17 protein-coding genes and 2 pseudogenes are annotated in these 22217 nt (G+C 34.1%); 11 read left to right on the forward strand and 8 right to left on the reverse strand.

Annotated features, from left to right (window positions below):
* Positions 1 to 384: 384 nt before the first annotated feature.
* The 4 genes and pseudogenes from K2F26_RS25480 to K2F26_RS18540 form a co-directional block, all read left to right on the forward strand.
* Positions 385 to 3150 (forward strand): annotated as a pseudogene (locus K2F26_RS25480) (DUF7149 domain-containing protein); the annotation flags it as partial.
* A gap of 90 nt (positions 3151 to 3240) precedes the next feature.
* Positions 3241 to 4149, forward strand: coding sequence for a TaqI-like C-terminal specificity domain-containing protein (locus tag K2F26_RS25485; RefSeq protein WP_437441060.1), 909 nt, complete (start codon positions 3241 to 3243; stop codon positions 4147 to 4149).
* 154 nt (positions 4150 to 4303) lie between these two features.
* Entirely contained in the window at positions 4304 to 4483 is a 180-nt protein-coding gene (locus K2F26_RS18535) for a toxin secretion, membrane fusion protein (protein ID WP_220608972.1), read from the forward strand.
* Positions 4437 to 4877, forward strand: coding sequence for a DUF6036 family nucleotidyltransferase (locus tag K2F26_RS18540; RefSeq protein ID WP_220608973.1), 441 nt, complete (start codon positions 4437 to 4439; stop codon positions 4875 to 4877). The genes K2F26_RS18535 and K2F26_RS18540 overlap by 47 nt, the downstream gene beginning before the upstream one ends.
* Before the next feature lie 272 nt (positions 4878 to 5149).
* Here the strand turns inward: K2F26_RS18540 and K2F26_RS18545 are convergent, their stop codons facing one another.
* The 3 genes from K2F26_RS18545 to K2F26_RS18555 are packed head-to-tail and all read right to left on the reverse strand — an operon-like array spanning position 5150 to position 6530.
* On the reverse strand, positions 5150 to 5608 hold the full coding sequence (locus K2F26_RS18545; RefSeq protein ID WP_220608974.1) for a DUF29 domain-containing protein: 459 nt from the start codon (positions 5606 to 5608) through the stop codon (positions 5150 to 5152).
* Between the two features lie 56 nt (positions 5609 to 5664).
* Positions 5665 to 6249, reverse strand: coding sequence for a Uma2 family endonuclease (locus K2F26_RS18550; RefSeq protein ID WP_220608975.1), 585 nt, complete (start codon positions 6247 to 6249; stop codon positions 5665 to 5667).
* A gap of 59 nt (positions 6250 to 6308) precedes the next feature.
* On the reverse strand, positions 6309 to 6530 hold the full coding sequence (locus K2F26_RS18555; RefSeq protein WP_220608976.1) for a PDDEXK family nuclease: 222 nt from the start codon (positions 6528 to 6530) through the stop codon (positions 6309 to 6311).
* A 152-nt stretch (positions 6531 to 6682) separates the two neighbouring features.
* Between K2F26_RS18555 and gloA the strand changes: the two genes are divergently transcribed.
* The 3 genes from gloA to K2F26_RS18570 all read left to right on the forward strand — a co-directional run bounded on the left by gloA (position 6683) and on the right by K2F26_RS18570 (position 10874).
* Positions 6683 to 7117, forward strand: coding sequence for a lactoylglutathione lyase (gloA, locus tag K2F26_RS18560; RefSeq protein WP_096566329.1), 435 nt, complete (start codon positions 6683 to 6685; stop codon positions 7115 to 7117).
* A gap of 146 nt (positions 7118 to 7263) precedes the next feature.
* Positions 7264 to 9951, forward strand: coding sequence for an ATP-dependent chaperone ClpB (gene clpB, locus K2F26_RS18565; protein ID WP_220608977.1), 2688 nt, complete (start codon positions 7264 to 7266; stop codon positions 9949 to 9951).
* Between the two features lie 347 nt (positions 9952 to 10298).
* On the forward strand, positions 10299 to 10874 hold the full coding sequence (locus K2F26_RS18570; protein WP_220608978.1) for a Uma2 family endonuclease: 576 nt from the start codon (positions 10299 to 10301) through the stop codon (positions 10872 to 10874).
* An 869-nt stretch (positions 10875 to 11743) separates the two neighbouring features.
* On the opposite strand, the gene K2F26_RS18575 is transcribed toward K2F26_RS18570, so the two are convergent.
* Positions 11744 to 12175 carry a DUF29 family protein gene (locus K2F26_RS18575; protein ID WP_194055476.1) on the reverse strand — a complete coding sequence of 144 codons (432 nt, stop codon included), beginning with the start codon at positions 12173 to 12175 and terminating at the stop codon, positions 11744 to 11746.
* 297 nt (positions 12176 to 12472) lie between these two features.
* Between K2F26_RS18575 and htpG the strand changes: the two genes are divergently transcribed.
* From htpG to K2F26_RS18595, 4 genes are all read left to right on the forward strand, one after another.
* Complete coding sequence (gene htpG / locus K2F26_RS18580) at positions 12473 to 14440, forward strand: molecular chaperone HtpG (RefSeq protein ID WP_220608979.1); 1968 nt, start codon at positions 12473 to 12475, stop codon at positions 14438 to 14440.
* A gap of 194 nt (positions 14441 to 14634) precedes the next feature.
* Complete coding sequence (locus K2F26_RS18585) at positions 14635 to 14925, forward strand: hypothetical protein (RefSeq protein WP_220612024.1); 291 nt, start codon at positions 14635 to 14637, stop codon at positions 14923 to 14925.
* Positions 14915 to 15292 carry a type II toxin-antitoxin system VapC family toxin gene (locus tag K2F26_RS18590; protein WP_220608980.1) on the forward strand — a complete coding sequence of 126 codons (378 nt, stop codon included), beginning with the start codon at positions 14915 to 14917 and terminating at the stop codon, positions 15290 to 15292. Before K2F26_RS18585 ends, K2F26_RS18590 begins: the two co-directional genes overlap by 11 nt.
* 96 nt (positions 15293 to 15388) lie before the next feature.
* On the forward strand, positions 15389 to 16120 hold the full coding sequence (locus K2F26_RS18595) for a Uma2 family endonuclease (RefSeq protein ID WP_220608981.1): 732 nt from the start codon (positions 15389 to 15391) through the stop codon (positions 16118 to 16120).
* 114 nt (positions 16121 to 16234) lie between these two features.
* Here the strand turns inward: K2F26_RS18595 and K2F26_RS18600 are convergent.
* The 4 genes and pseudogenes from K2F26_RS18600 to K2F26_RS18615 all read right to left on the reverse strand — a co-directional run.
* Positions 16235 to 16726, reverse strand: a pseudogene (locus K2F26_RS18600) (RidA family protein); the annotation flags it as partial.
* A 74-nt stretch (positions 16727 to 16800) separates the two neighbouring features.
* On the reverse strand, positions 16801 to 17646 hold the full coding sequence (locus K2F26_RS18605) for an SWIM zinc finger family protein (RefSeq protein WP_220608982.1): 846 nt from the start codon (positions 17644 to 17646) through the stop codon (positions 16801 to 16803).
* Between the two features lie 154 nt (positions 17647 to 17800).
* Entirely contained in the window at positions 17801 to 18727 is a 927-nt protein-coding gene (locus K2F26_RS18610; RefSeq protein ID WP_220608983.1) for a DUF4351 domain-containing protein, read from the reverse strand.
* 179 nt (positions 18728 to 18906) lie between these two features.
* The gene (locus tag K2F26_RS18615; protein WP_220608984.1) at positions 18907 to 22164 is read right to left on the reverse strand and encodes a sll1366 family intein-prone helicase; all 3258 of its coding nucleotides are present in this window, start codon (positions 22162 to 22164) and stop codon (positions 18907 to 18909) included.
* Positions 22165 to 22217: the final 53 nt, after the last annotated feature.

Raw genomic sequence — 22217 nt, forward strand, 5'->3', positions numbered from 1 at the left:
AGATACGGAAAAACGTTAGCGTTAGCTAACCGCAGGTATCGCTCTTTTCTTGTGAAGGTGGCTAAAGGGCGATCGCTATCAGAAACTAGAAGTCAGAAGATAAAACACTTTGGGGCAATATTTACTTTTTGTTACATACTTCATTTTTTCGCGCTTTTCTAATTATTTGTGGGTATTGATGGTATAATATAATTAAAAATTAATCATTCAAGTCTTGTGGAACGGGCATCCTGCCTGTTAAACTTATACAAATTAGATATACAATAGAGAAATTTAGAGAAACTTAATTTAATCAATTTTTTTTTGAACTTGCTAGGTAAAAGTGTTAGCTAAAAGGTAGATTTAACTAAAATGAACAACACAAACTTTCATAAAATCCAGAAAATGCAACCTAGAGAATCATTAAATAAAGCATTCCTCAAAGTTAAACCAAACAGAACTGAAATTGAGAATTTCAAAAAGAATCTACAATCATTAATTGATAAGATCAATGAATCTGAATCAGAAGAGTTTCATAAAAATCTGATTGGGGACTTTTTCAAGAACACATATTATAGTACCCATCATAGCGCAAATCATTTTATTAACACTAAAGATAGAAATGACTTAGTTATTCATAATGGTAAAGATGCTAAAAGTACAGTAGGGGTAATTTTAGAATTTAAAAAACCAACAAATAAAAGCGAAATGCTCAAAGTTGATAATTTAAACACCAAAGCATTTCAAGAATTAGTTTTATATTTTCTGCGAGAACGTTTGACAGCTAAAAATTTATAAATCAAATATTTAATAGCGACTAATATTTATGAATGGTTCATTTTTGATGCTAATATATTTGAGAAAGCATTTATAGAAAATAAAACCCTAGTTCAGCAATTTACAGATTTTGAAGCTGGAAGATTAAGCAATAAAAAAACAGACTTCTTTTATAAAGAGATTGCTAAACCTGCAATTGATGAAATTAGCGATAAAATCACCTTTACACATTTTGATATTCGAGAATATCAGCAATATTTACAAGAATATTCACAACCTGGAGAAAATGCTAATGATGTTAAATTAATTCCACTATTTAAGTTATTTTCACCAGAACATTTATTAAAATTACCTTTTGCAAATGATAGCAATACTCTTGATAAAGGATTTTATAGCGAACTCTTACATATTATCGGTTTAACGGAAATTAAGGAAGGTAGTAAAAAACTGATTCAAAGGAAAAAAGAAACTGAAAGAAATGTCGGTTCATTAATAGAAAATGCCATTATTCAACTCGATAGTTTAGATAAAATTTCTCGGTTAGAGAAACCAGAACAATTTGGAGAAACTTACCAAGAACAACTTTTCAATCTTGGTTTAGAATTAGCAATTACTTGGATCAATAGAATCCTCTTTTTGAAATTACTAGAAGCGCAATTAATTAAATATCATAAAAATGATTTATCCTTTGGATTTTTGAATTTACAGAAAGTCAGAAATTATGATGATCTGAATAGTCTTTTCTTCAGCGTATTAGCTCGTAAACATAACGAAAGAAATCAAACCGTACAAAAAAGCTTTTCTCATGTTCCTTATTTGAATAGTTCACTATTTGAAGCGACGGATATTGAACAAGTAACGATTTTTATTAATAATCTCAGAAATGAGAATCTGGAAATTTTCTCCTCTACTATTTTAAAAGGTAGCAAAGGAAAAAAACGCACTGGTGAAATTAATGCTTTAGAATATCTCTTTGAATTTCTCAATGCTTATGATTTTAGTAGTGAAACCGGGGAAGAAATTCAGGAAGAGAATAAAAGATTAATTAATGCTGCTGTACTGGGTTTAATCTTTGAGAAAATTAACGGTTATAAAGATGGTTCTTTCTTTACTCCTGGTTTCATTACTATGTATATGTGTCGAGAAACCATTAGAAAAGCAATTGTTCAGAAATTTAATGATCTTAAAGATTGGAAATGTGAAAATATTCATGATTTGTATGACAAAATAGAAGATAAAAAAGAAGCTAACACTATTATCAATAGTTTAAAACTCTGTGATCCTGCTGTGGGTTCTGGACATTTTTTAGTTTCTGCTTTGAATGAAATTATTGCGATTAAAAGCGAACTGAAAATTTTACTTGATAGGGAAGGTAAAAGATTAAAGGAATATGATATTGAAGTTGTCAACGATGAGTTAATTATTACTGATGAAGATGGGTTATTATTTGAATATAATCCTAAAAGTAAGGAAAGTCAGCGAGTACAAGAAACGCTGTTTCATGAAAAACAGACAATTATTGAAAACTGTTTATTTGGTGTGGATATTAACCCCAATTCTGTAAAAATATGTCGGTTGCGGTTATGGATTGAACTTTTAAAAAATGCTTATTATAAAACCGATAGTAATTACACTGAATTAGAAACTTTACCGAATATTGATATTAATATCAAATGTGGTAATTCTTTAATTAGTCGTTTTGCTTTAGATGCTGATTTGCGTGTTGCTTTAAATAGAAGTAATTGCAGTATTGAAACTTATAGAAATGCTGTACAAACTTACCGCAATGCTGAAAATAAGGAACAAAAGCGGGAAATGACAAGGTTAATTAATGATATTAAAGGTAATTTAAAGACAACATTGGGATTAAGTGATCCTAATAAGACTAAGTTAAGAAAGTTACAGGGTGAAGTTGAGAATTTAGAAACTCAAACTTCTTTGTTTGAGGAAACTAAAGCTGAGAAAAAAGCGCGGGAGAAAAAGATTACTAAGTTAAATAATGAGATGGATAAGTTACGAGTTGAGATTGAAGATATAGAAAGTGGTAAGGTTTATGAAAATGCTTTTGAGTGGAGGTTTGAGTTTCCCGAAGTTTTGAATAATGATGGTGTTTTTGTTGGTTTTGATGTCGTTATTGGTAATCCTCCTTATTTTTCCCTATCTAAAATTAAAGATAAATATCAAACTTCTTATTTTGAAAACAAATATCAAACTTATACAAAAGGTTCAGATATTTATTGCTTGTTTTATGAACAAGGAAATTGTATTTTAAGGAAACAAGGATTTTTAAGTTATATTACTTCTAATTCTTGGTTAAAGACGATTTATGGTGATGCTTTGAAAAGATATTTTATTGATAATATGCACCCCAATATTTTATTAAATATTGAAGATACCCAGATTTTTGAAGAAGCAACCGTAGAATCAAATATTATAATTCTCAAAAAAGATCAACTAAATGAATGTTTTAATGTAGCTAGTTTAATGAGTAATTATATATTTGGTTCTTCTTTAGATGAATATTTTATTAATAACTGTTTTGAATTTAAAATACCTAATACATCAGAATGGATTATAGGAAACGAAAAAGTTGGAAAATTGAAACAAAGAATAGAACAAATCGGTAAAAAATTAAAAGATTTTAAGATCACCATTAATTTTGGGATTAAAACAGGATATAATGCAGCTTTTATTATCAACGAAGAAACTAAAAATAAATTAATTTCTGAAAATGAAAAATCATCAGAAATAATTAAACCAATTTTAAGAGGTAGAGATTTAAAAAAATATACTTATGAGTTTTCTGGATTCTACTTAATTAATACACACAATGGAATTAGAAAAAAGAATATTGAGAGAATTAAAGCTGAAGAAAATTATCCATCTATTTATAATTATTTAAGTTCTTTTATTCCTGATATTGAACAACGACAAGACAAAGGTAAACATTGGACAAATTTAAGAAATTGTGCTTATTTAGAAGATTTTGAAAAACCTAAAATAGTTTGGGGTGAAATATCTGATCAACCTAAATTTGCTTTTGATGATGGTAACTATTATGCTGAAGCTACTACTTTTTTGATGACTGGTGAAAAGCTGAAATATTTATTAGCAATTTTAAATTCCCAACTATCAGCATGGTATTTTAACCAAATTTCAACTACCACAGGAATGGGTACAAATAGATGGAAAAAATATAAAATTGAAATGTTACCCATTAAAGAACCTACAGAAATTGAAGAATTATCACTAGAAAAAATAGTAGATCAAATCCTCAATGCTAAAAAATCAGATCCGAATGCAGATACAACCGCATTAGAAAGAGAAATTGATCAAATGGTTTATCAACTTTATGAATTAACACCGGAAGAAATTAAAATTATAGAAGGATAAATTGTAACCTAAATTCATAGGATGGAAGCAACCAAGCAAGTCGAGAAAGTGGAAACAGCCAAACGAGGAAATATTGATTAATCAAAATGTAGGGGTTTGCGAGATGCTACTCATGAGTTATAATTTTATGGATAGCACTTTCTTGAAATGAACAATGGAAAAAGTTGTTACTAAAGTTAATCAAAAACAACAAAAAAGCGATTTTTATTATTGGCAGAAGCAATCATATCAAAAACGTTTAGAAGCACTAGAACAAATTCGTCGGGAATATCACCAATATCAGTACCATGTTGAACCAAGATTTCAAAGAGTTTATACAATTATTAAACGATAATCAAGTCAAGTATTTAGTAATTGGCGGTTATGCAGTAGCCATTCATGGACACCCTCGCTATACCAAAGATATTGATATTTGGATCGAAATGAGTCAGGAAAATGCTGAAAAACTGATGAAAGCTTTAGTGGAATTTGGTTTTGGTAGTTTGGGTTTAACTCCTGAAGATTTCCAATGCGCTGATCAAATTATTCAATTAGGTTATCCTCCTAATCGCATTGATTTAATTACTACACCAGATGGAATAGATTTTAAAACCTGTTATCAGTCCAAAATAGAGATAAAAATTGATAATATTTTTGTTAATTTTATTGATTTAGAAAATTTGAAATTAAATAAACAAGCATCAGGTAGATTACAAGATTTAGCTGATTTAGAGAACTTACAAGATTAAGACGATGTTTGAAAAGCAAAACGTGGAAATATTGATTAAGTGTAGATATTAGCTTAACGTAAAACCCATAACCCGACTGGGAATGAATTCCCAGTCTCATAGCATAAGTCATCTAAAGATGACTAAAAATACCCATAAGTCTATAGTTTACTTTAGTAAACTTGCTCTATTAGCCCGGAAATTCATTTCTGGGCGGGTGTGAAAGCTAACAAATAAGCCATCTGTCACCTAAATTAACACCAATAAACTTTTGCTTTACCCCTACCCTATAATTATTCTTCCCAAAACTTCCTATTTAACAAAGCATCTACATCACTGGGAAATGGAAAAACATCAGAAAAATAAACATCAGGATAACCATCTCTGACATTTTCTAAAGCCATTTCATAACTTTTATCAAGAATTTCTAAAACAAAACTTTTCAAACTCGGTGAGTCTTCTAACTCAATTTGTAAACGTTGACGAAAATTTCTAATTTCAATTTCCCAACCCCGATAACAGTCTGACATTGGTACATAACACCGCTTTAACAAATGTTCCAATAACCTTACCAAAAAACTCCTAACTGCTTTACGCTGACTTTTACCCAAAGACTCTACCTCTTCAATTAAATTTTCCCAATCTAAATTTTCATTGTCTCTTGCTTTTAATTTATTGACTGTATCCTCAACCCAAAGAGAAAAATCTTGTTCATATAGATTTTTTACTGCTTTGACTGATATTTTACTCATATTTCCTACTCGCTGTTTATTTTAATTTTATCGTATATTTTAGCTAACCATCACACCTACCAAATTTTCCCCATTTTTAAAACAAACCCTGGTAAAACAGGTTCACAATTAACCACATCAGGATTTTCTAAACATTCTACATCTTCCCCAGGACGATAAATATAAACGTGCCGATTTTTTCTATCAATTAATAACCCTAATTGTATTCCTGGTTCTTGCATATATTCCAACATTTTATCTTTTAAAGACTGTAAATTATCTGATTCTGATCTTAATTCAATCACAAAATCAGGACAAATCGGAGCAAACTTTTTCTGTTGTTCCGGTGTTAAACTATTCCATCTATCTAACTTTATCCAAGCAGCATCAGGAGAACGTTCTGCACCTGTGGAAAGTTTAAAACCTGCACTAGATGAAAATGCTATTCCTGTTCCATCTTCATCTGTCCAGTTCATTACTTGTTGGATGATTCTACCTTCTCTATTTCCGCCTTCTGAACCTGTTGGTGGCATAATTGATATTTCTCCATATTTATTTCTCTCAATGCGTAAATCACGGTTTTCTTGACAGAAATCAAAAAATTGATCGTCTGTCATGGGCATTGATGAGGGAAAATGTAATATTAAAGGTGATGAAAGCATAATAAGTTACTCCATCTGAATTGAAATTAATTTTAGCACAATCTCACAAAAATCTATACCTACCAAATTTTCCCCATTTTTAAAACAAACGCCGGTAAAATAGGTTCACAATTAACAACATCAGGATTTTCTAAACATTCTACATCTTCCCCAGGACGATAAATATAAACGTGCCGATTTTTTCTATCAATTCTCAAATCTCGATTTAATTGACAAAATTCAAAAAATTGTTCATCAGTCATTGATGATGGCATTTGCAACAATAAAGGTGATGAAAGCATGATGATTTCCTCCATCTAAATTAAAATAAATTATATCACAAGCACTGATAAAATTTACTTAATAATTAACGATAATATCCCAAATTTTTGAATAATTCAGATTTCTGATTCTAATGAGATATAAAATATAATAGTTAATCAAAATGGTGAATATGCGATTACTACACACAATGTTGCGGGTAGGCAATTTAGAAAAATCCTTGCAATTTTACTGCGATATCCTGGGCATGAAATTACTGCGACGTAAAGATTACCCAGGTGGAGAATTTACCCTGGCTTTTGTAGGTTATGGGGATGAAAGCGACCACACTGTGATAGAATTAACCTATAACTGGGGTGTGGAAAAATATGATTTGGGTAACGCCTATGGTCATATCGCCCTGGGAGTAGATGACATTTACTCCACCTGTGAGGAAATTAGAAACCGTGGGGGTAAGGTAGTCCGCGAACCTGGTCCAATGAAACACGGTTCAACAGTGATCGCTTTTGTCGAAGATCCCGATGGTTATAAAGTTGAATTGATTCAACTGGCTACTCACGGTACAACAGAAACAGAAAAATCCCCAGCACAACTGGTTAGTCAGTAATTCTCGTCTGAAGTATCTTATCTTAGAGTAGGGTGGGCTTTGCCCCACCATCACCATCGTCTGTATAAACTTGTGATTATTTGCCAATCACCAATTTATAACCTAAAATCGTCAATCTTAAAAATCTAAAATCGAAAATCTTAAAAATGCAGCCTACAGATCCAAATAAATTTACTGATACAGCTTGGGATGCTGTTATTAAATCTCAAGATATTGTCCGCGCTTATCAACAACAACAATTAGAAGTAGAACATTTAATTCTTGCCCTTTTAGAAGAATCTAGCAGTGTAACTTCAGGTATTTTAGCCCGTGCGGAAATTGATCCGATTCGGTTACAGGAGCAATTAGAAGGTTATACTAAACGTCAGCCCAAAGTAGCTAAAAGTGATCAGTTGTATCTGGGAAGAAATTTAGATTTGCTGCTAGATCGAGCCGAAGAAATTCGTGGGAGAATGAGGGATGGGGAAATCTCGGAAGGTCATATTTTATTAGCTTTTGCGGAAGATGAACGCATTGGCAGACGAATATTTAAAGGTTTAAGTGTTGATATTGCTAAGTTAGAAACTGCTGTTAAAAATGTTCGCGTGACTCAAAGGGTTTCTACAAAAGCGGGAGAAAAAGAATCTGCGGATCTTAATGAACCAGCTTTAAAACGTTTTGGTAGAGATTTAACGGAACAAGCCAAAGCAGGAAAATTAGATCCAGTTATTGGGCGTGATGATGAAATTAGGCGAGTTATTCAAGTTTTATCCAGACGTAGCAAAAATAACCCGGTTTTGATTGGTGAACCTGGCGTTGGTAAAACTGCGATCGCCGAAGCTTTAGCCCAAAGAATGGTTAACGGTGACGTTCCTGAGTCTTTGAAAAACCGGCAATTGATATCTTTAGATATTGGTAGTTTAATTGCCGGTGCAAAATACCGTGGTGAATTTGAAGACCGTTTAAAAAATGTTCTCCGAGAAGTTACGGAATCAAACGGGCAGGTAGTTCTATTTATTGATGAACTGCATACCGTCGTTGGTGCAGGTTCTAACCAACAAGGATCAATGGATGCGGGTAATTTACTTAAACCCATGTTAGCCCGTGGTGAATTGCGTTGTATTGGTGCAACAACTTTAGACGAATATCGCAAATATATTGAAAAAGATGCAGCCTTAGAACGTCGTTTTCAACAGGTATATGTAGACCAACCCACTGTAGAAAACACAATTTCTATTTTAAGAGGTTTAAAAGAACGTTATGAAGTACACCATAACGTGAAAATTTCCGATTCCGCTTTAGTGGCAGCAGCAACATTATCAGCCCGTTATATTGCAGATCGGTTTTTACCTGATAAAGCTATTGACTTAGTAGACGAAGCCGCAGCGAAATTAAAAATGGAAATTACCTCCAAACCTGCGGAACTGGAAACCATTGATAGACGCTTAATGCAGCTAGAAATGGAAAAACTGTCCTTATCAGGGGAAGAACTAGCTACACCGCAAACTAAGGAACGTTTAGACAAAATAGAACAGGAAATTGCCACTTTAACCGTTAAACAGCATACTTTTAACGAACAATGGCAAGGAGAAAAGCAATTATTAGAAGCTATCAGCACTTTAAAAAAAGAAGAAGATGCGCTTCGGGTGCAAATTGAACAAGCGGAAAGAGATTATGATTTAAACAAAGCCGCACAATTGAAATATGGTAAATTAGAAGGAGTACAAAGAGAACGGGAAATTAAAGAAGCCCAGTTATTAGAAATTCAAAATCAAGGTTCTACCCTGCTACGGGAACAAGTCACCGAAGCTGACATTGCGGAAATAGTCGCCAAATGGACAGGTATACCAGTTAACCGCCTGTTAGAGTCAGAACGCCAGAAATTACTGAAATTAGAAAGCCATTTACACGAAAGAGTTATTGGACAAGAAGAAGCTGTTGCTGCTGTTTCCGCTGCTATTCGTCGCGCTCGTGCGGGAATGAAAGATCCCTCACGTCCTATTGGTTCATTTTTGTTCATGGGACCCACTGGCGTAGGTAAAACCGAACTCGCCCGCGCCTTAGCTCAATTTCTCTTTGATTCTGATGACGCTTTGGTGCGTTTAGATATGTCCGAGTACATGGAAAAACACTCAGTTTCTCGGTTAGTGGGTGCGCCTCCTGGATACATCGGTTATGAAGAAGGTGGTCAACTTTCCGAAGCTATCCGTCGTCATCCCTATTCTGTGGTGTTGCTGGATGAAGTGGAAAAAGCCCATCCCGATGTATTTAATATTCTACTGCAAGTATTAGATGACGGTAGAGTTACGGACTCTCAAGGAAGGGGCGTAGATTTCCGAAATACAGTCATAGTCATGACTAGTAACATTGGTAGTGATCATATTCTCGATGTTTCCAGTGATGACTCAAAGTATGATTTGATGCGAAATAAAGTGATGGAAGGTTTGCGATCGCACTTCCGCCCCGAATTTCTTAACCGCGTTGATGACTTGATCTTATTCCATACCCTCAGTCGTTCAGAAATGCGCCATATCATCCGTATTCAACTAAAACGGGTGGAAAAACTACTCAAAGAACAAAAAATCTCCTTTGAAATATCCCAAGCTGCTTGTGATTATTTAGTTGAAGCTGGTTATGATCCAGTTTACGGCGCACGTCCGCTAAAAAGGTCTATTCAGCGGGAAGTCGAAAACCCCCTCGCTACCAAATTATTAGAGAATACCTTTATTTCTGGAGATACAATTATCATTGATAAAGGTGAAAACGGACTGACATTCTCTAAAAAACAATCAGTCAAAGTATCAGTGGGGAAAAAAACAGTTAAATTAGTAGAAGCATCTTCTGAGGTGTTGTAAATATTCATTGATTTTCTTGTTAATGCTAGTCTGAATATTGCTAGAAAAGTAGTCCCTGCGGCTTTTAGCTTAGGGATAGAGGGTATTGCAGTTTACCCATTCCGGGTAACACCGGGAAAAGTAGCTTGAGGACATTTGTCCATAAAATTACTAACTGTAGGTTTATATACAGCACTTTGCGTAACGTTTAGGTACAAAAACATAAGACAGAATTATTACATCAAGCTAGAAAATAGGATATGAACTGTACTAGATAGACGTGCAAAGTGCTGTATCTTGTGGGAGTGGATAATTAACCCCACAAGATTGTGTTGCATTACCTAATATATTTATTGAGGTGATTTTCTATGATTGCAAATCCTAGTTATAACTATATTTCCCCTGAAGAATATTTAGAATTAGAAGAAACCAGTTCTATCAAACATGAATACAGACAGGGACAAGTTTATGCAATGGCTGGTGCTAGTAATACTCATGTAGTTATTAGTGGCAATGTGTTTGCTATGTTAAGAAATCATCTGCGCGGAAAAGGTTGTCAAGCTTATATTTCCGACACGAAAGCACATATTGAAACAATGGATATTTATTCTTATCCTGATGTAATTGTTAGTTGTGATCAAAGAGATAAAGCCTTTAATAACTTTTTACGTTATCCCTGTCTAATTATCGAAGTTTTATCTCCTACTACAGAAGCTTTTGATAGAGGTGATAAATTTGCTGACTATCGTAATTTAACCACACTCCAAGAATATGTGTTAGTCAGTCAAAATAAAATCAATGTAGATGTTTTTCGTCGTAATTCAGAAGGACAATGGGTATTGTATAGTTATGGAAAGGAGGAAAATTTACATTTAGCAAGTGTAGATTTTCAATGTTCTATAAATGATGTTTATGAAGATGTGAGTTTTGAATCTTCCTCTTAATTTGGCAAAGCATCTAATTGTCTGAATCAGGATATCCAGGATGATAGGATTTACAGGATGATAGATACAATAGTGATTATTGTGGATGATTTATGGATTTCACTTGAATCACTGTGTCATTTTCTATCTAAGAAGTTTTCTATTTATGGGTTGAGTAGTTATTATTAATGGTTTTTGGTAAGTTAATTATGAATTTTACGTAAATTATACATACTTAGGTTAGTGAGAATTTCCCACAAAATAGCACTACATTTATTTTACTCAAACATGATATTATTCAGGATGTGAGTAATTTATCAAGTATTTTGACAAATATAATCCTGTAAATCCTATCATCCTGGACATCCTGATTCAGACAATTAGTTTAGTGAGAATTTCCCACAAAATAGCACTACATTTATTTTACTCAAACATGATATTATTCAGGATGTGAGTAATTTATCAAGTATTTTGACAAATATAATCCTGTAAATCCTATCATCCTGGACATCCTGATTCAGACAATTAGTTTAGTGAGAATTTCCCACAAAATCGCACTATATTTATTTTACTCAAACATGAATTATTCAGGATTTAGCTTGTAAACCTCTTTGTGCTTGCATTCCTCCTGGTACTTGTTCCGGTGATTCCTCTTCTCGGCCAAACAGTCGACCTTCACGGGTTTTGGTGGTGTGAAAGGGTTTGCTTCTAGTTGTGGTGGAAGAGAGGGAAAGATATTATTGATTTGGGTATTACCTTCGCCGTCTTGCGTGATATTTATTTGTTTGTCAATGTTGTTAAAGTTCATAGGATAATTACACTTAAAAAGTATTCATATACTTGATAAATAAAAGAGTTTAGCAATGCTAAACTCTTACTTGCTATTTTGTTTACTTGGCATTTTCTAAAATTAAATCAATAGCTTGTTGTAATATCATTTCCTTATCTACCATTACTGCTAATTCTTCAGTTTCATATTTACCTTCAAATGCTTCTTTTGCTGCACCATTCAATGATAATTCATAAGCATCTTCTAGGGTTTCTCGCAATTCTTCACTGGTAAAGTACATTCCTCCTGATTTACGACGCTTGTTTGTGCGTTGAATTTCTTTCACTGCATTAGCAATAGACAAATTCCATGATCTAGTGGTACGTTTTTCCGCTGCTTGTTTAATTAGATGGAGAAGAATAATTTTACCAAAACTAAAAATCTTATTCAGCTTGTCATCTTTACTCATTTCCGTCATCTCTTCAACTAGCAGCAACGCATCAGGAATATTGCCACTGATCAGCAATTCTTTCAATTCCAGCAATTCTTCCATAACTTATACCTCCTGATTCAAATAGTAACCCAATACTTTTCGGTTAACCCAAAAAAATATAATTATGTAGGTTGGTTTGACGATAGGAAACCCAACGTTTCTAACGGTTTGTTGGGTTTCACTTTGTTCAACCCAACCTACGAAAAACTAAAATTCTCCTCCCAGTCACCAATCCACCTCACATGGTAGTGTAATCCGAATCATTATTTAGAGGTATTCCTTACCTCACAAAAGACATATATAGTCGAAAATTGATCCTCAGAATTATCTGCAAGTAAATCAAACACACGGATAACTATGTTAGAACAAGGTACAATCAGTATCCATACTGAGAATATTTTCCCCATTATCAAAAAATCTCTCTATTCAGATCATCAAATTTTCTTGCGGGAACTGGTATCCAACGCAGTAGACGCGATCCAAAAAATCAAAATGGTTTCCCGTGCAGGAGAATACAACGGAGATATCGGTGAACCAGAAATTACCATTGCCATTGATAAAGATAAAAAGACTCTTTCTATCTCTGATAATGGCATTGGAATGACAGCAGAAGAAGTCAAGAAATATATTAACCAAGTTGCTTTTTCCAGTGCGGAAGAATTTATTCACAAATATGAAGGAAAAGCCGATCAACCAATTATCGGACATTTTGGTTTAGGTTTTTATTCCTCCTTCATGGTGGCGAAAAAAGTCGAAATTGACACCCTTTCCTATAAAGAAGGTGCAACAGCAGTACACTGGACCTGTGATGGTTCACCAGAATTTACATTAGATGAATCTTCTCGTACTTCTCGCGGTACTACCATTACTTTAACATTAATGCCCGATGAGGAAGAATATTTAGAACCTGCGAGAGTCAAGAATTTAGTTAAAACTTACTGTGATTTTATGCCAGTTCCCATCAAATTAGATGGGGAAGTTTTGAATAAACAAAAAGCACCTTGGCGCGAATCTCCTAGTAGTTTAACCAAAGAAGATTATTTAGAATTTTACCGCTATCTTTATCCTTTCCAAGAAGAACCTTTGTTATGGGTGCATCTAAATACAGATTATCCGTTTATTATTAACGGAATTTTGTATTTCCCCAAAATGCGTCCTGATGTGGATGTAACCAAGGGACAAACCAAGTTATTCTGTAATCAGGTTTTTGTAAGTGATAACTGTGATGAAATTATTCCCCAATTTTTACTACCAATGCGGGGGGTAATTGACAGTACAGATATTCCTTTGAACGTTTCCCGTAGTGCATTACAAGGCGATCGCACAGTTAAAAAAATAGGGGATTACATCGCTAAAAAAGTCGGCGATAGCTTGAAAGAATTATATCGCACCGACAAAGAAAAATATATCAATGCCTGGAAAGATTTAGGCACATTTGTTAAATTTGGTGTTCTCAACGACGACAAATTTAAAAAACAAGTTGAAGACATCATCGTTTTCCGCACCACTGCCAAATTAGAAGCAGAAAAAACAGAAACCCCCGCAGTAGAAGTTCAATCTTCTGAGAGTGATGTTTGGCAAGATGTCACCCCAGAAAACACCACCAGCTTACCTTACACCACCCTCAAAGAATATTTAGAACGCAACAAAGAACGTCACGAAAATAAAGTTTTCTACTGCACCGATGAAGCGAGTCAAGCGACTTATGTAGAACTGCATAAAAACCAAGGTTTAGAAGTTCTATTTATGGACTCCTTCATTGATACCCACTTTATTAACTTCCTAGAAAGAGAATATCAGGATGTTAAATTTACACGGGTAGACTCTGACATTGATAATACCTTATTAGATGATAAATCAGGGGAAATTGTAGACCCCACAACCAACAAAACCAAGAGTGAAATTATCAAAGAATTATTTGAAAAATCACTCAACAAACCAAAAGTTAATATTCGTACCGAGGCGTTAAAATCAGATAATCCCCAAGGAACACCACCAGCAATGGTATTGTTACCTGAAATTTTGCGTCGTCTGCGAGATATGAACGCCATGATGCAACAGCAAAATGCAGAGTTTCCTGAAGATCATATTTTGTTAGTAAATACTGCCCATCCTTTGATTCAAAATTTGTTAACATTGAATCAAGGAAGTATTATTCAAGGTGATGGAGAATCACCCACAGCGCAGTTAACAAAAATGATTTGTCAGCACGTTTATGATTTGGCGTTAATGTCACAAAAAGGCTTTGATGCTGAGGGGATGAAATCTTTTGTGGAAAGGTCTAATGATGTGTTGACTAAGTTAACAGAAAAAGCGAGTCAGTAGGTACAATATGTAGGGGTTTAGCAATGCAAACCCCTACCTTGTTATTGCTGACATAGGAAATTGTCAGAATCAGGATGTCCAGGATTTGAGGACTTACAGGATGATTTCTTTTTAAGGATTTTTTACAGGATTTGCAACAAAATGGTTTTAAATAGCTTTATAATTTAATTAAGTAAACAATATTTCAAGATGCAATGATATCTATTCCTATTACCCTAGAACAACTGATTGCAGTTGTAAAACAGTTACCACCAGATGAACAAGCACAGGTAGCAATGTCCTTACTTAAAGGAGATTTATCTTCAGATTTGACAGAATTACTACAAAAACGGTATGCTTTAAATTCTGATAGTGAGAATGTGGAAAGTTTAGCTATTTCAACTGATAATAAACCGAAAAAGTATGATTTCTCTGATTTAATGGGGCGTTTAAATTGGCGAGGAGATGCAGTTGAAATGCAAAGGTCTTTAAGAGATGAATGGTGATCGTTATCTGTTAGATACAAATGCGGTTGTGGCTGTGTTACAGGGAAATACTCAACTGCTGCAAATATTACAAAACGCTGATTGGATAGGAATTTCCGTGATTAGTCAAATTGAATTTTTGGCATTTTCTGGTTTAAGGGAATTAGATCATCAGCTTTTTCAAGAGTTTATTCAGCGTGTGGAAGTTGTTGGTTTGTCAGCAAAAGATACGTTATTAATTGATAATATTATTAAAATTCGTCAGCAATATCGCTTAAAATTACCTGATGCAGTAATTACAGCAACAGCAATACAAAATACAGCCAGTTTGGTAACGGCAGATCAAGAGTTAATAAAAATACCTATTTTGACTGTAATTACTTGGTAATTTCATCAAAATTAATTCTTTCTCCTGACTCCTGACTCCTGACTCCTGACTCCTGCTATATAATCATTGATAAACCTGCAAACAGGAAAAACCACCATGATCATCACCACCCAAGACTATCAAATCACTTGGGAAAAATTACCCGATGATTACATCCTTCCCGACGATCCAGTGGATAACATCTACCAACCCACCCAAGCCGCAGCCCTAACCGAAAGCCTCCAACTGGCTGGTAAACTTGCTCCCAATTGCCTGACAACGACCAATTACGGCATTTGCGCCACACTCAATGGCAAAATTGTCGTTAAAGCACCTGACTGGGCTTATATACCCGAAATTCGCACAACTAAGCAAGAAGTCTTTCGGAGTTATACACCCCAACTACAGGGAGACATTCCGGTTATTGTCATGGAATTTATTTCTGATACCGACGGAACAGAATATTCTAGTAAACCAACTTATCCTCCTGGAAAATGGTTTTTTTATGAAAGAATATTAAAAGTTCCTAACTATATTATTTTTGAACCAGATAGAGGAGAATTAGAAGTTTATCGCTTAGATAAAAATAGTGAACAATACCAAATAGAAACACCTGATCAAAACCAACATTACTGGATAGAAGAAATCAAACTTTATCTGGGTATTTGGGAAGGTACAAGAGAAAATCTCACCACTAAATGGTTAAGATGGTGGGATGAAAAAGGAAATTTATTGTTATGGAGTTCTGAGTTAGTAGCACAAAAACAACAGGAAATAGAAGTAGAAAAACAACGTGCTGACAAACTAGCAGCACAACTACGTGCAGCAGGTATCGAACCAGAAAACTAAAAGTAGGGTAGCCAACACCCACCAAATTATAAAATAAAACTCTTGTGGTGCGGGCATACTTCGACAAGCTCAGTACAAGTCTTGCCCGCTAATAGTATACTTGAGAAAAATCTGTTAACTAATCACAGCAATACATTCAATTTCTACCAACACATCTTTAGGTAAACGGGAAACCTCCACACAAGCACGCGCAGGGGCAGTATCTTCAGAAAAATACTTTGCATAAACTGCATTTACAGCAGCAAAATCTTTCATATCAGCTAAAAATACACCTGTTTTCACCACATCATTAAAAGTAGCACCAGCTTCTGTGAGGATAGCTTCAATATTTCTCATCACCTGTTCCGTTTGCTTGGTGACATCATCAGTATAAACCACATCACCTAAACGGGGATCAATAGCAATTTGTCCAGCGACAAACAGCATTTTCCCAGAAGCGACAATAGCTTGATTATATGGTCCAACGGGAGCGGGTGCTTTATCGGTACGGATAACTTCACGAGTCATAATTTTAATCTCTTTTATCTCTTTTGGTAAAGGTGCATCTGGTTTATTGAAGTCTAAATCAACATCTGTTGTATAAACTTCTCCATCTGGCATTATCGCATTTCCTCTTAAAATGGAAGGTTTTCAACCTTGAATGAAATAATTATCAATTGTCAATTGTCAATTGTCAATTGTCAATTCTTCATTGCTGCTAAAAAAGCCTTTTGACTCACATCTTTATAAACGGATTGTAAATAATTCATTGTCACATCACCCGCAGATGAACTGACTAAATTTTCCTCATCTTTAGCTAAGGGAATTTTACCCAAAACATCTAACACCGTCTCACCCACACTAGGAGAAATGACCACTAAAGAAGATTCTAATGGCTCATTATATTGCCAAAAATTATCTGACTTTAATGAAAATTGAGGTTCAGAAATTGGTTTTTGAACTTCTGTTTGTTCTTGGTTGCTTGTCGTTTCTTCGGACTTTTCTACAAGTTTACTGCTGCGTAAATTTCGTAAATCACTAATAATTTGTTCTCTAGTCCGTCCCCGCAATTGAAATAATACAAAAGGATCTTCACTAAAGCGATCGCCTAATTGATAATACACCGCCCCAATATGTTTACAAGGTACTGCTTTATCAGGACAGGAACATTTACTATGAACATCACCCAAGGTAAAAGGAAATAATGAAAGTCCGTTACTTGTAAACACATCTTCTATATTTTGTGGCATTTCTCCCGCTAATAACTTAGCAGAAAAAACCGACTTATGAGACATAGTTTCAATCACATAACCCCATTCTTCATCACTAAAAGCATCAAGAAATAAAGAAACTTTATAAGGTTCTACTTCACTACCTTGTACCTTTGCTAAAACCTTCGCCCCTTTAAATTCAATACTCAAAACATTACCTTGTCGAGAATAATTTCTCGCCCTTTCTAACCGCTTTTTAAAACGATAAGAATCTAGTAAATCTAACCATCTTTGGGACCACCATTCTCTGCTTGCTTGTAAAGTTTCTTGACTCATAATTAAAAAGTTGGTGTTAGAGGATATTGTAGAGATTTTAGATTGAGATTTTAGATTTAGGACTTACGTAAGATTGGACTAAAAACCGGATTATGACGTAGGGTTAATTCATGAATTACCCCTACTTTCGTTCTGTTTTGCGTAAGTCCTGAGATTAAAGATTATCTAACCACTGTTGCAAATCTGCCACTGTATCTAAATCAAATATTGCCTCTCCCAAAGATTCCAGAGTTTCTATATTTAAACTTCTAATTTTGGTTGCTAAATCTAAATCAATTTCTCCAAATTTTCTATTAATTTGACGGAGAATTAAATTTTTTTCTCTGTCAATACCTCTTTCAATACCTCGTTCAATACCTTCTTCCATCCAACTTGTGACAATTTGCATAACTTCCTCCCTTTCCTCTGTTACTAATGTACCTATTTCTGTTTGAAATTTCTCTTTTTCTATTTTATTTAATCTCAAGTATGTGTCAATGAAACCTGATATCAATTGCATTTTAGCAGGGTTTAATTTTAAGGTTACTAACAACCTTAAACATTCTGCTTTAACTTTTGGTCTGTCCTCTGATGCTATGTTCATTTTTGACATCAAAGCCGATGCAACTGGATTTGAACGGGTTAAAAAGTCCCGCCAGTTGAGTTGATTCAGTTGCACTACTTGATAATTAAATTTTAACACTTGAAAATCAGGAAAGTTGATTTGATAGTTATTAACGGCTACGGTTTTTGGTGAGTCATAGGAAAATATCACTATCGGATATATTGGTAAATCTAATTTTTCATCTAATCTAGCAAAATAACGAAACATTCTTTGGTTAAATTTTGGTCTTGCACCTGATTCGGCTTCAATATGAATCACAAAATAAGAAGGTTGACCTAAAAATTTAACTTTCGCTATCAGGTCTGTTTCATGTCTATCTCCTGCGGTGACATCAGTAAATATTTCTTTGTCTAAGAATGTAATTGATTCGGTGTCTATATATTCCAGAACTTGAGGAAAAAATAATTCTATAAATTCCACAAAAAAGGTTGATATTAGTTCTTTGAACAAGCGGTCATGGTCTATATTTTCTGTCATATTTTCTTTAAACCTCCTCGTCAGTATTCAGCTATCAGTCATCAGTCATCAGTAATCATCCAATAGCAAGGATTCAGTCTTTTGAATTTTAGGAATGTCATCTACATCTGTTTCTTTTCATTCTTTGTCCTTCAATCTTTCAGGTACATAGCTGACTCCTGACTCCTGACTCCTGACTCCTATTCCTCATCTTCATCAATTATCGCATTTCTATCCAATAATAATAAATCACGTAATTGATCTGTATCAAGTTCTGTTAACCATTCTTCACCTGCACCAACTACCTGTTCGGCTAATTGTTTCTTACTTTCAATCATCTCATTTATTTTCTCTTCTAAAGTTCCTGTACACACAAATTTATGAACTTGTACATTCTTAGTTTGTCCAATTCTAAAAACCCGATCTGTAGCTTGATTTTCCACCGCAGGATTCCACCATCTATCAAAATGAAATACATGATTTGCCCTGGTTAAATTTAAACCCACACCACCAGCTTTTAAAGACAAAATCATAATTGGTGGTCCTTGGGGATCATGTTGAAAACGATCAATCATTTCTTCCCGTTGTTTTTTACTGGTGCTACCATATAAAAAGAAAATTTCTCTGCCTAAACGTTTTTCTAAATAGGGTTTTAATAATTTACCCCATTCGGCAAACTGAGTAAAAATTAAAGCTCGGTTTTCTTCCGCTACAACTTCTTCTAACATTTCCTCCAAACGTTGTAATTTACCAGAATTATGTTTTGCTAAACTTGATTCTTTTAAATATTGTGCAGGGTGATTACAAATTTGTTTGAGTTTTACCAACAAACCTAAAATCATTCCTCGTCGTTGTAAACCTTCTGCGGATTCAATTTCCACTAAAGATTCATCTAATAACTGTTGATATAGTTCCCCTTGTTCCGCAGTTAAACCACAAAAGACAGTCATTTCTTGCTTTTCTGGCAAGTCTTGAATAATTGATTTATCAGTTTTTAATCTTCGTAAAATAAAAGGTTGGACTAAAGACCGTAATTGAGATAAAGAAGCGGTATCACCATACTTTTCAATAGGCATGGCAAAACGTCTTTGAAAAAATTGTTTATTACCCAAATAACCAGGATTGAGAAAATCTAAAATAGACCATAATTCCTGCAATCTATTTTCTACAGGTGTACCGGTTAAAGCAATTTTAAATGTAGTTTCTAATTTTCGCACAGCTTGAGATTGTTTAGAATCAGCATTTTTGATATTTTGGGCTTCATCTAAAACAACAATTTGCCAATTCATGGTTTTTAATAAATTAATATCTCGCTGTACCAATGAATAGCTTGTAATTACTAAATCGTATTTATTTACTATTGCCGTAAAACTTTTACCTTTGGGGCGTTTATCACCATGATATTCTAAAACTTTCAATTTAGGGGCAAATTTTTTAACTTCTTTTGCCCAGTTACCTAAAACCGAAGTAGGACATACTAAAAGCGTGGGATTTTCCAAGGCGTTTTGTTCTTGCAAATGCAGAAGAAAAACAATAAATTGTACCGATTTTCCTAATCCCATATCATCCGCTAAACAAGCACCCAAACCCCATCTTTCTAAAAACGCTAACCAAGCTGCACCCCTTTCTTGATAAGGTCTTAATTTTCCTTGGAAATTTTCAGGAGTCGGTAAAGGTTGAATATCTTGATTATTAGTTAAAGTTGCTACTAATTCTTGTAATGCACCAGAAGCATCAAAACTAACAACAGGTAATTTTTCAATCACTTGAGTATCACCTGTACTAATTCTTAAAGCATCTTCTAAAGATAAAGATAACTGTTCTTTACGAGATGCAAAAAAGTTTTGGGCAGTTTTAATATCTTGGTTTCTCAGTTCTACCCATTCTCCATTAATTTCTACTAAAGGACTATTTAAAGTTACCAATTTATCAAACTCAGCTTTAGAAATTGTCTGTCCACCAATTGCTAATTGCCACTGAAAGTTTAACAAACTTTGTAAACTTAAACGTCCTTCTTTCTTCTTGGGTGGTTCAGCATTAATTTTCAATCCTAAACGATTAGCCCAACCTTCACGATTTGCTAAACTTGGTGGTAAAATTACTCCTAAACCGCTATCTTCTAATCTCCAAGTTACAGTTTTAATAAATTCATAAGCTTGTATAGGGTTAAGGTAACAAAATTCAGGATATTCTGTTTCTAAACTGGGCGCAATCACAGGATATAATCGAGAAGCTAAACCCAAACCCCGCAAAAATGTTTCCTGTGGTTGTTCTATTGTGCGATTTTGATAAACTAAAGTTTCTACTGGTTGACTCCAAATAGTTTTCGCATCTATTAAAAATTCTGCATCATCAGCAGCTTGGAGGAAATAAGCTAATTTCCAATCTGTTGTTTCTGCTTCTGGGGGATGGAGTTGAAAACAAGTTCTAAATGCAGCTTTTCCTGTTAATTGATATTGTAAAGGTAAAGTCCAAGCTTTAATTGCAGATTCTAATCTTTCTACTCCTATTGCATCAGCATTAATTTGATTTAATCCTTGATTTGATGCACTCGTTAAAGACTGTAACCACTGCTGTACCGCAGATGGTAAGGACATCATTAATCTATTATCAATGGGAGATTGAGAACCAACCATTTCTCGAATTTGGGCATCTATGATATTGTTGAGAAATGCCAAAATTAATCCTTGCGGTTCTCCAGGTAAATCAACTATTAATTTACTGTTAAAATCTTCTCTATCTGGTTGATAAGTACGACAAACTAAAGGCATTTTCGCCGCAAATTTTTCTAAACGAGTAGCATCTATAGCACTATCTAACAGTACCTGCCATTTACCAACTAGAGAATTATCTGGATTTTCTATAATATTCGGTAAAAACTTACAACGGGCAATTAAATCTAAACTCCATCGCGCCATTTGTAACCAAAAACGTAAATCTCCACCTAAAAAAGCATCTTTATTATCTGTTGAACTCAAGGGTAAATTTGAGAGAAATTTAATTGCTGCACTGGGTGGGAGACAAAAACCTTCAATTTTCCAAGGTTGTAAGTATTTTTGTGAATTTTTATCAATCTCTAAACTAGCAGAATTTATGGGAGAAATAGCAGATTCAGTTTCTATAAAATTAGTTGGTAAAGCAATAATTTGTGAGTATGTGGGTAAAGTTTTTTCTGTTTTAGGTGCTGTTTTAGGTGCTGTTTTACGTCCTTTAATTGGAATAACAGCAGATGGAGATGTTGCAATATCTTGAATATAATTAGAAATTTCTAAATTATTTACTGCTAACCATTCCCTCAACTCATTTGGTGTCATTGCCAAAGGATTAAGTGGGATTTCATCGGCGGTAATAGATTCAAGAGTAATTTGAGAAGTACGCCAAGTTTCTCCCCAAATAAATAAACAATTATCAGTATAATTTTGTTCTTTGTTTAACCAAATGCCGTGTAGAATTGCCATATTTATCAGATGCTAATTGTTTTCAGGAAATAATAGGGAATAGGGAATAGGAA

Source organism: Sphaerospermopsis torques-reginae ITEP-024 (assembly GCF_019598945.1).
GTDB lineage: Bacteria > Cyanobacteriota > Cyanobacteriia > Cyanobacteriales > Nostocaceae > Sphaerospermopsis.

Coding starts and splice junctions, on each gene's coding strand:
- K2F26_RS18590 (WP_220608980.1), top strand. CDS start 14,915: ATGAATGGTGATCGTTATCTGTTAGATACAAATGCGGTTGTGGCTGTG.
- K2F26_RS18605 (WP_220608982.1), bottom strand. CDS start 17,646: ATGAGTCAAGAAACTTTACAAGCAAGCAGAGAATGGTGGTCCCAAAGA.
- K2F26_RS18555 (WP_220608976.1), bottom strand. CDS start 6,530: ATGCTTTCATCACCTTTATTGTTGCAAATGCCATCATCAATGACTGAT.
- K2F26_RS18615 (WP_220608984.1), bottom strand. CDS start 22,164: ATGGCAATTCTACACGGCATTTGGTTAAACAAAGAACAAAATTATACT.
- K2F26_RS18550 (WP_220608975.1), bottom strand. CDS start 6,249: ATGCTTTCATCACCTTTAATATTACATTTTCCCTCATCAATGCCCATG.
- clpB (WP_220608977.1), top strand. CDS start 7,264: ATGCAGCCTACAGATCCAAATAAATTTACTGATACAGCTTGGGATGCT.
- K2F26_RS18570 (WP_220608978.1), top strand. CDS start 10,299: ATGATTGCAAATCCTAGTTATAACTATATTTCCCCTGAAGAATATTTA.
- K2F26_RS25485 (WP_437441060.1), top strand. CDS start 3,241: ATGAGTAATTATATATTTGGTTCTTCTTTAGATGAATATTTTATTAAT.
- K2F26_RS18610 (WP_220608983.1), bottom strand. CDS start 18,727: ATGACAGAAAATATAGACCATGACCGCTTGTTCAAAGAACTAATATCA.
- gloA (WP_096566329.1), top strand. CDS start 6,683: ATGCGATTACTACACACAATGTTGCGGGTAGGCAATTTAGAAAAATCC.
- K2F26_RS18545 (WP_220608974.1), bottom strand. CDS start 5,608: ATGAGTAAAATATCAGTCAAAGCAGTAAAAAATCTATATGAACAAGAT.
- K2F26_RS18535 (WP_220608972.1), top strand. CDS start 4,304: ATGGAAAAAGTTGTTACTAAAGTTAATCAAAAACAACAAAAAAGCGAT.
- K2F26_RS18540 (WP_220608973.1), top strand. CDS start 4,437: ATGTTGAACCAAGATTTCAAAGAGTTTATACAATTATTAAACGATAAT.
- K2F26_RS18585 (WP_220612024.1), top strand. CDS start 14,635: ATGATATCTATTCCTATTACCCTAGAACAACTGATTGCAGTTGTAAAA.
- K2F26_RS18575 (WP_194055476.1), bottom strand. CDS start 12,175: ATGGAAGAATTGCTGGAATTGAAAGAATTGCTGATCAGTGGCAATATT.
- K2F26_RS18595 (WP_220608981.1), top strand. CDS start 15,389: ATGATCATCACCACCCAAGACTATCAAATCACTTGGGAAAAATTACCC.
- htpG (WP_220608979.1), top strand. CDS start 12,473: ATGTTAGAACAAGGTACAATCAGTATCCATACTGAGAATATTTTCCCC.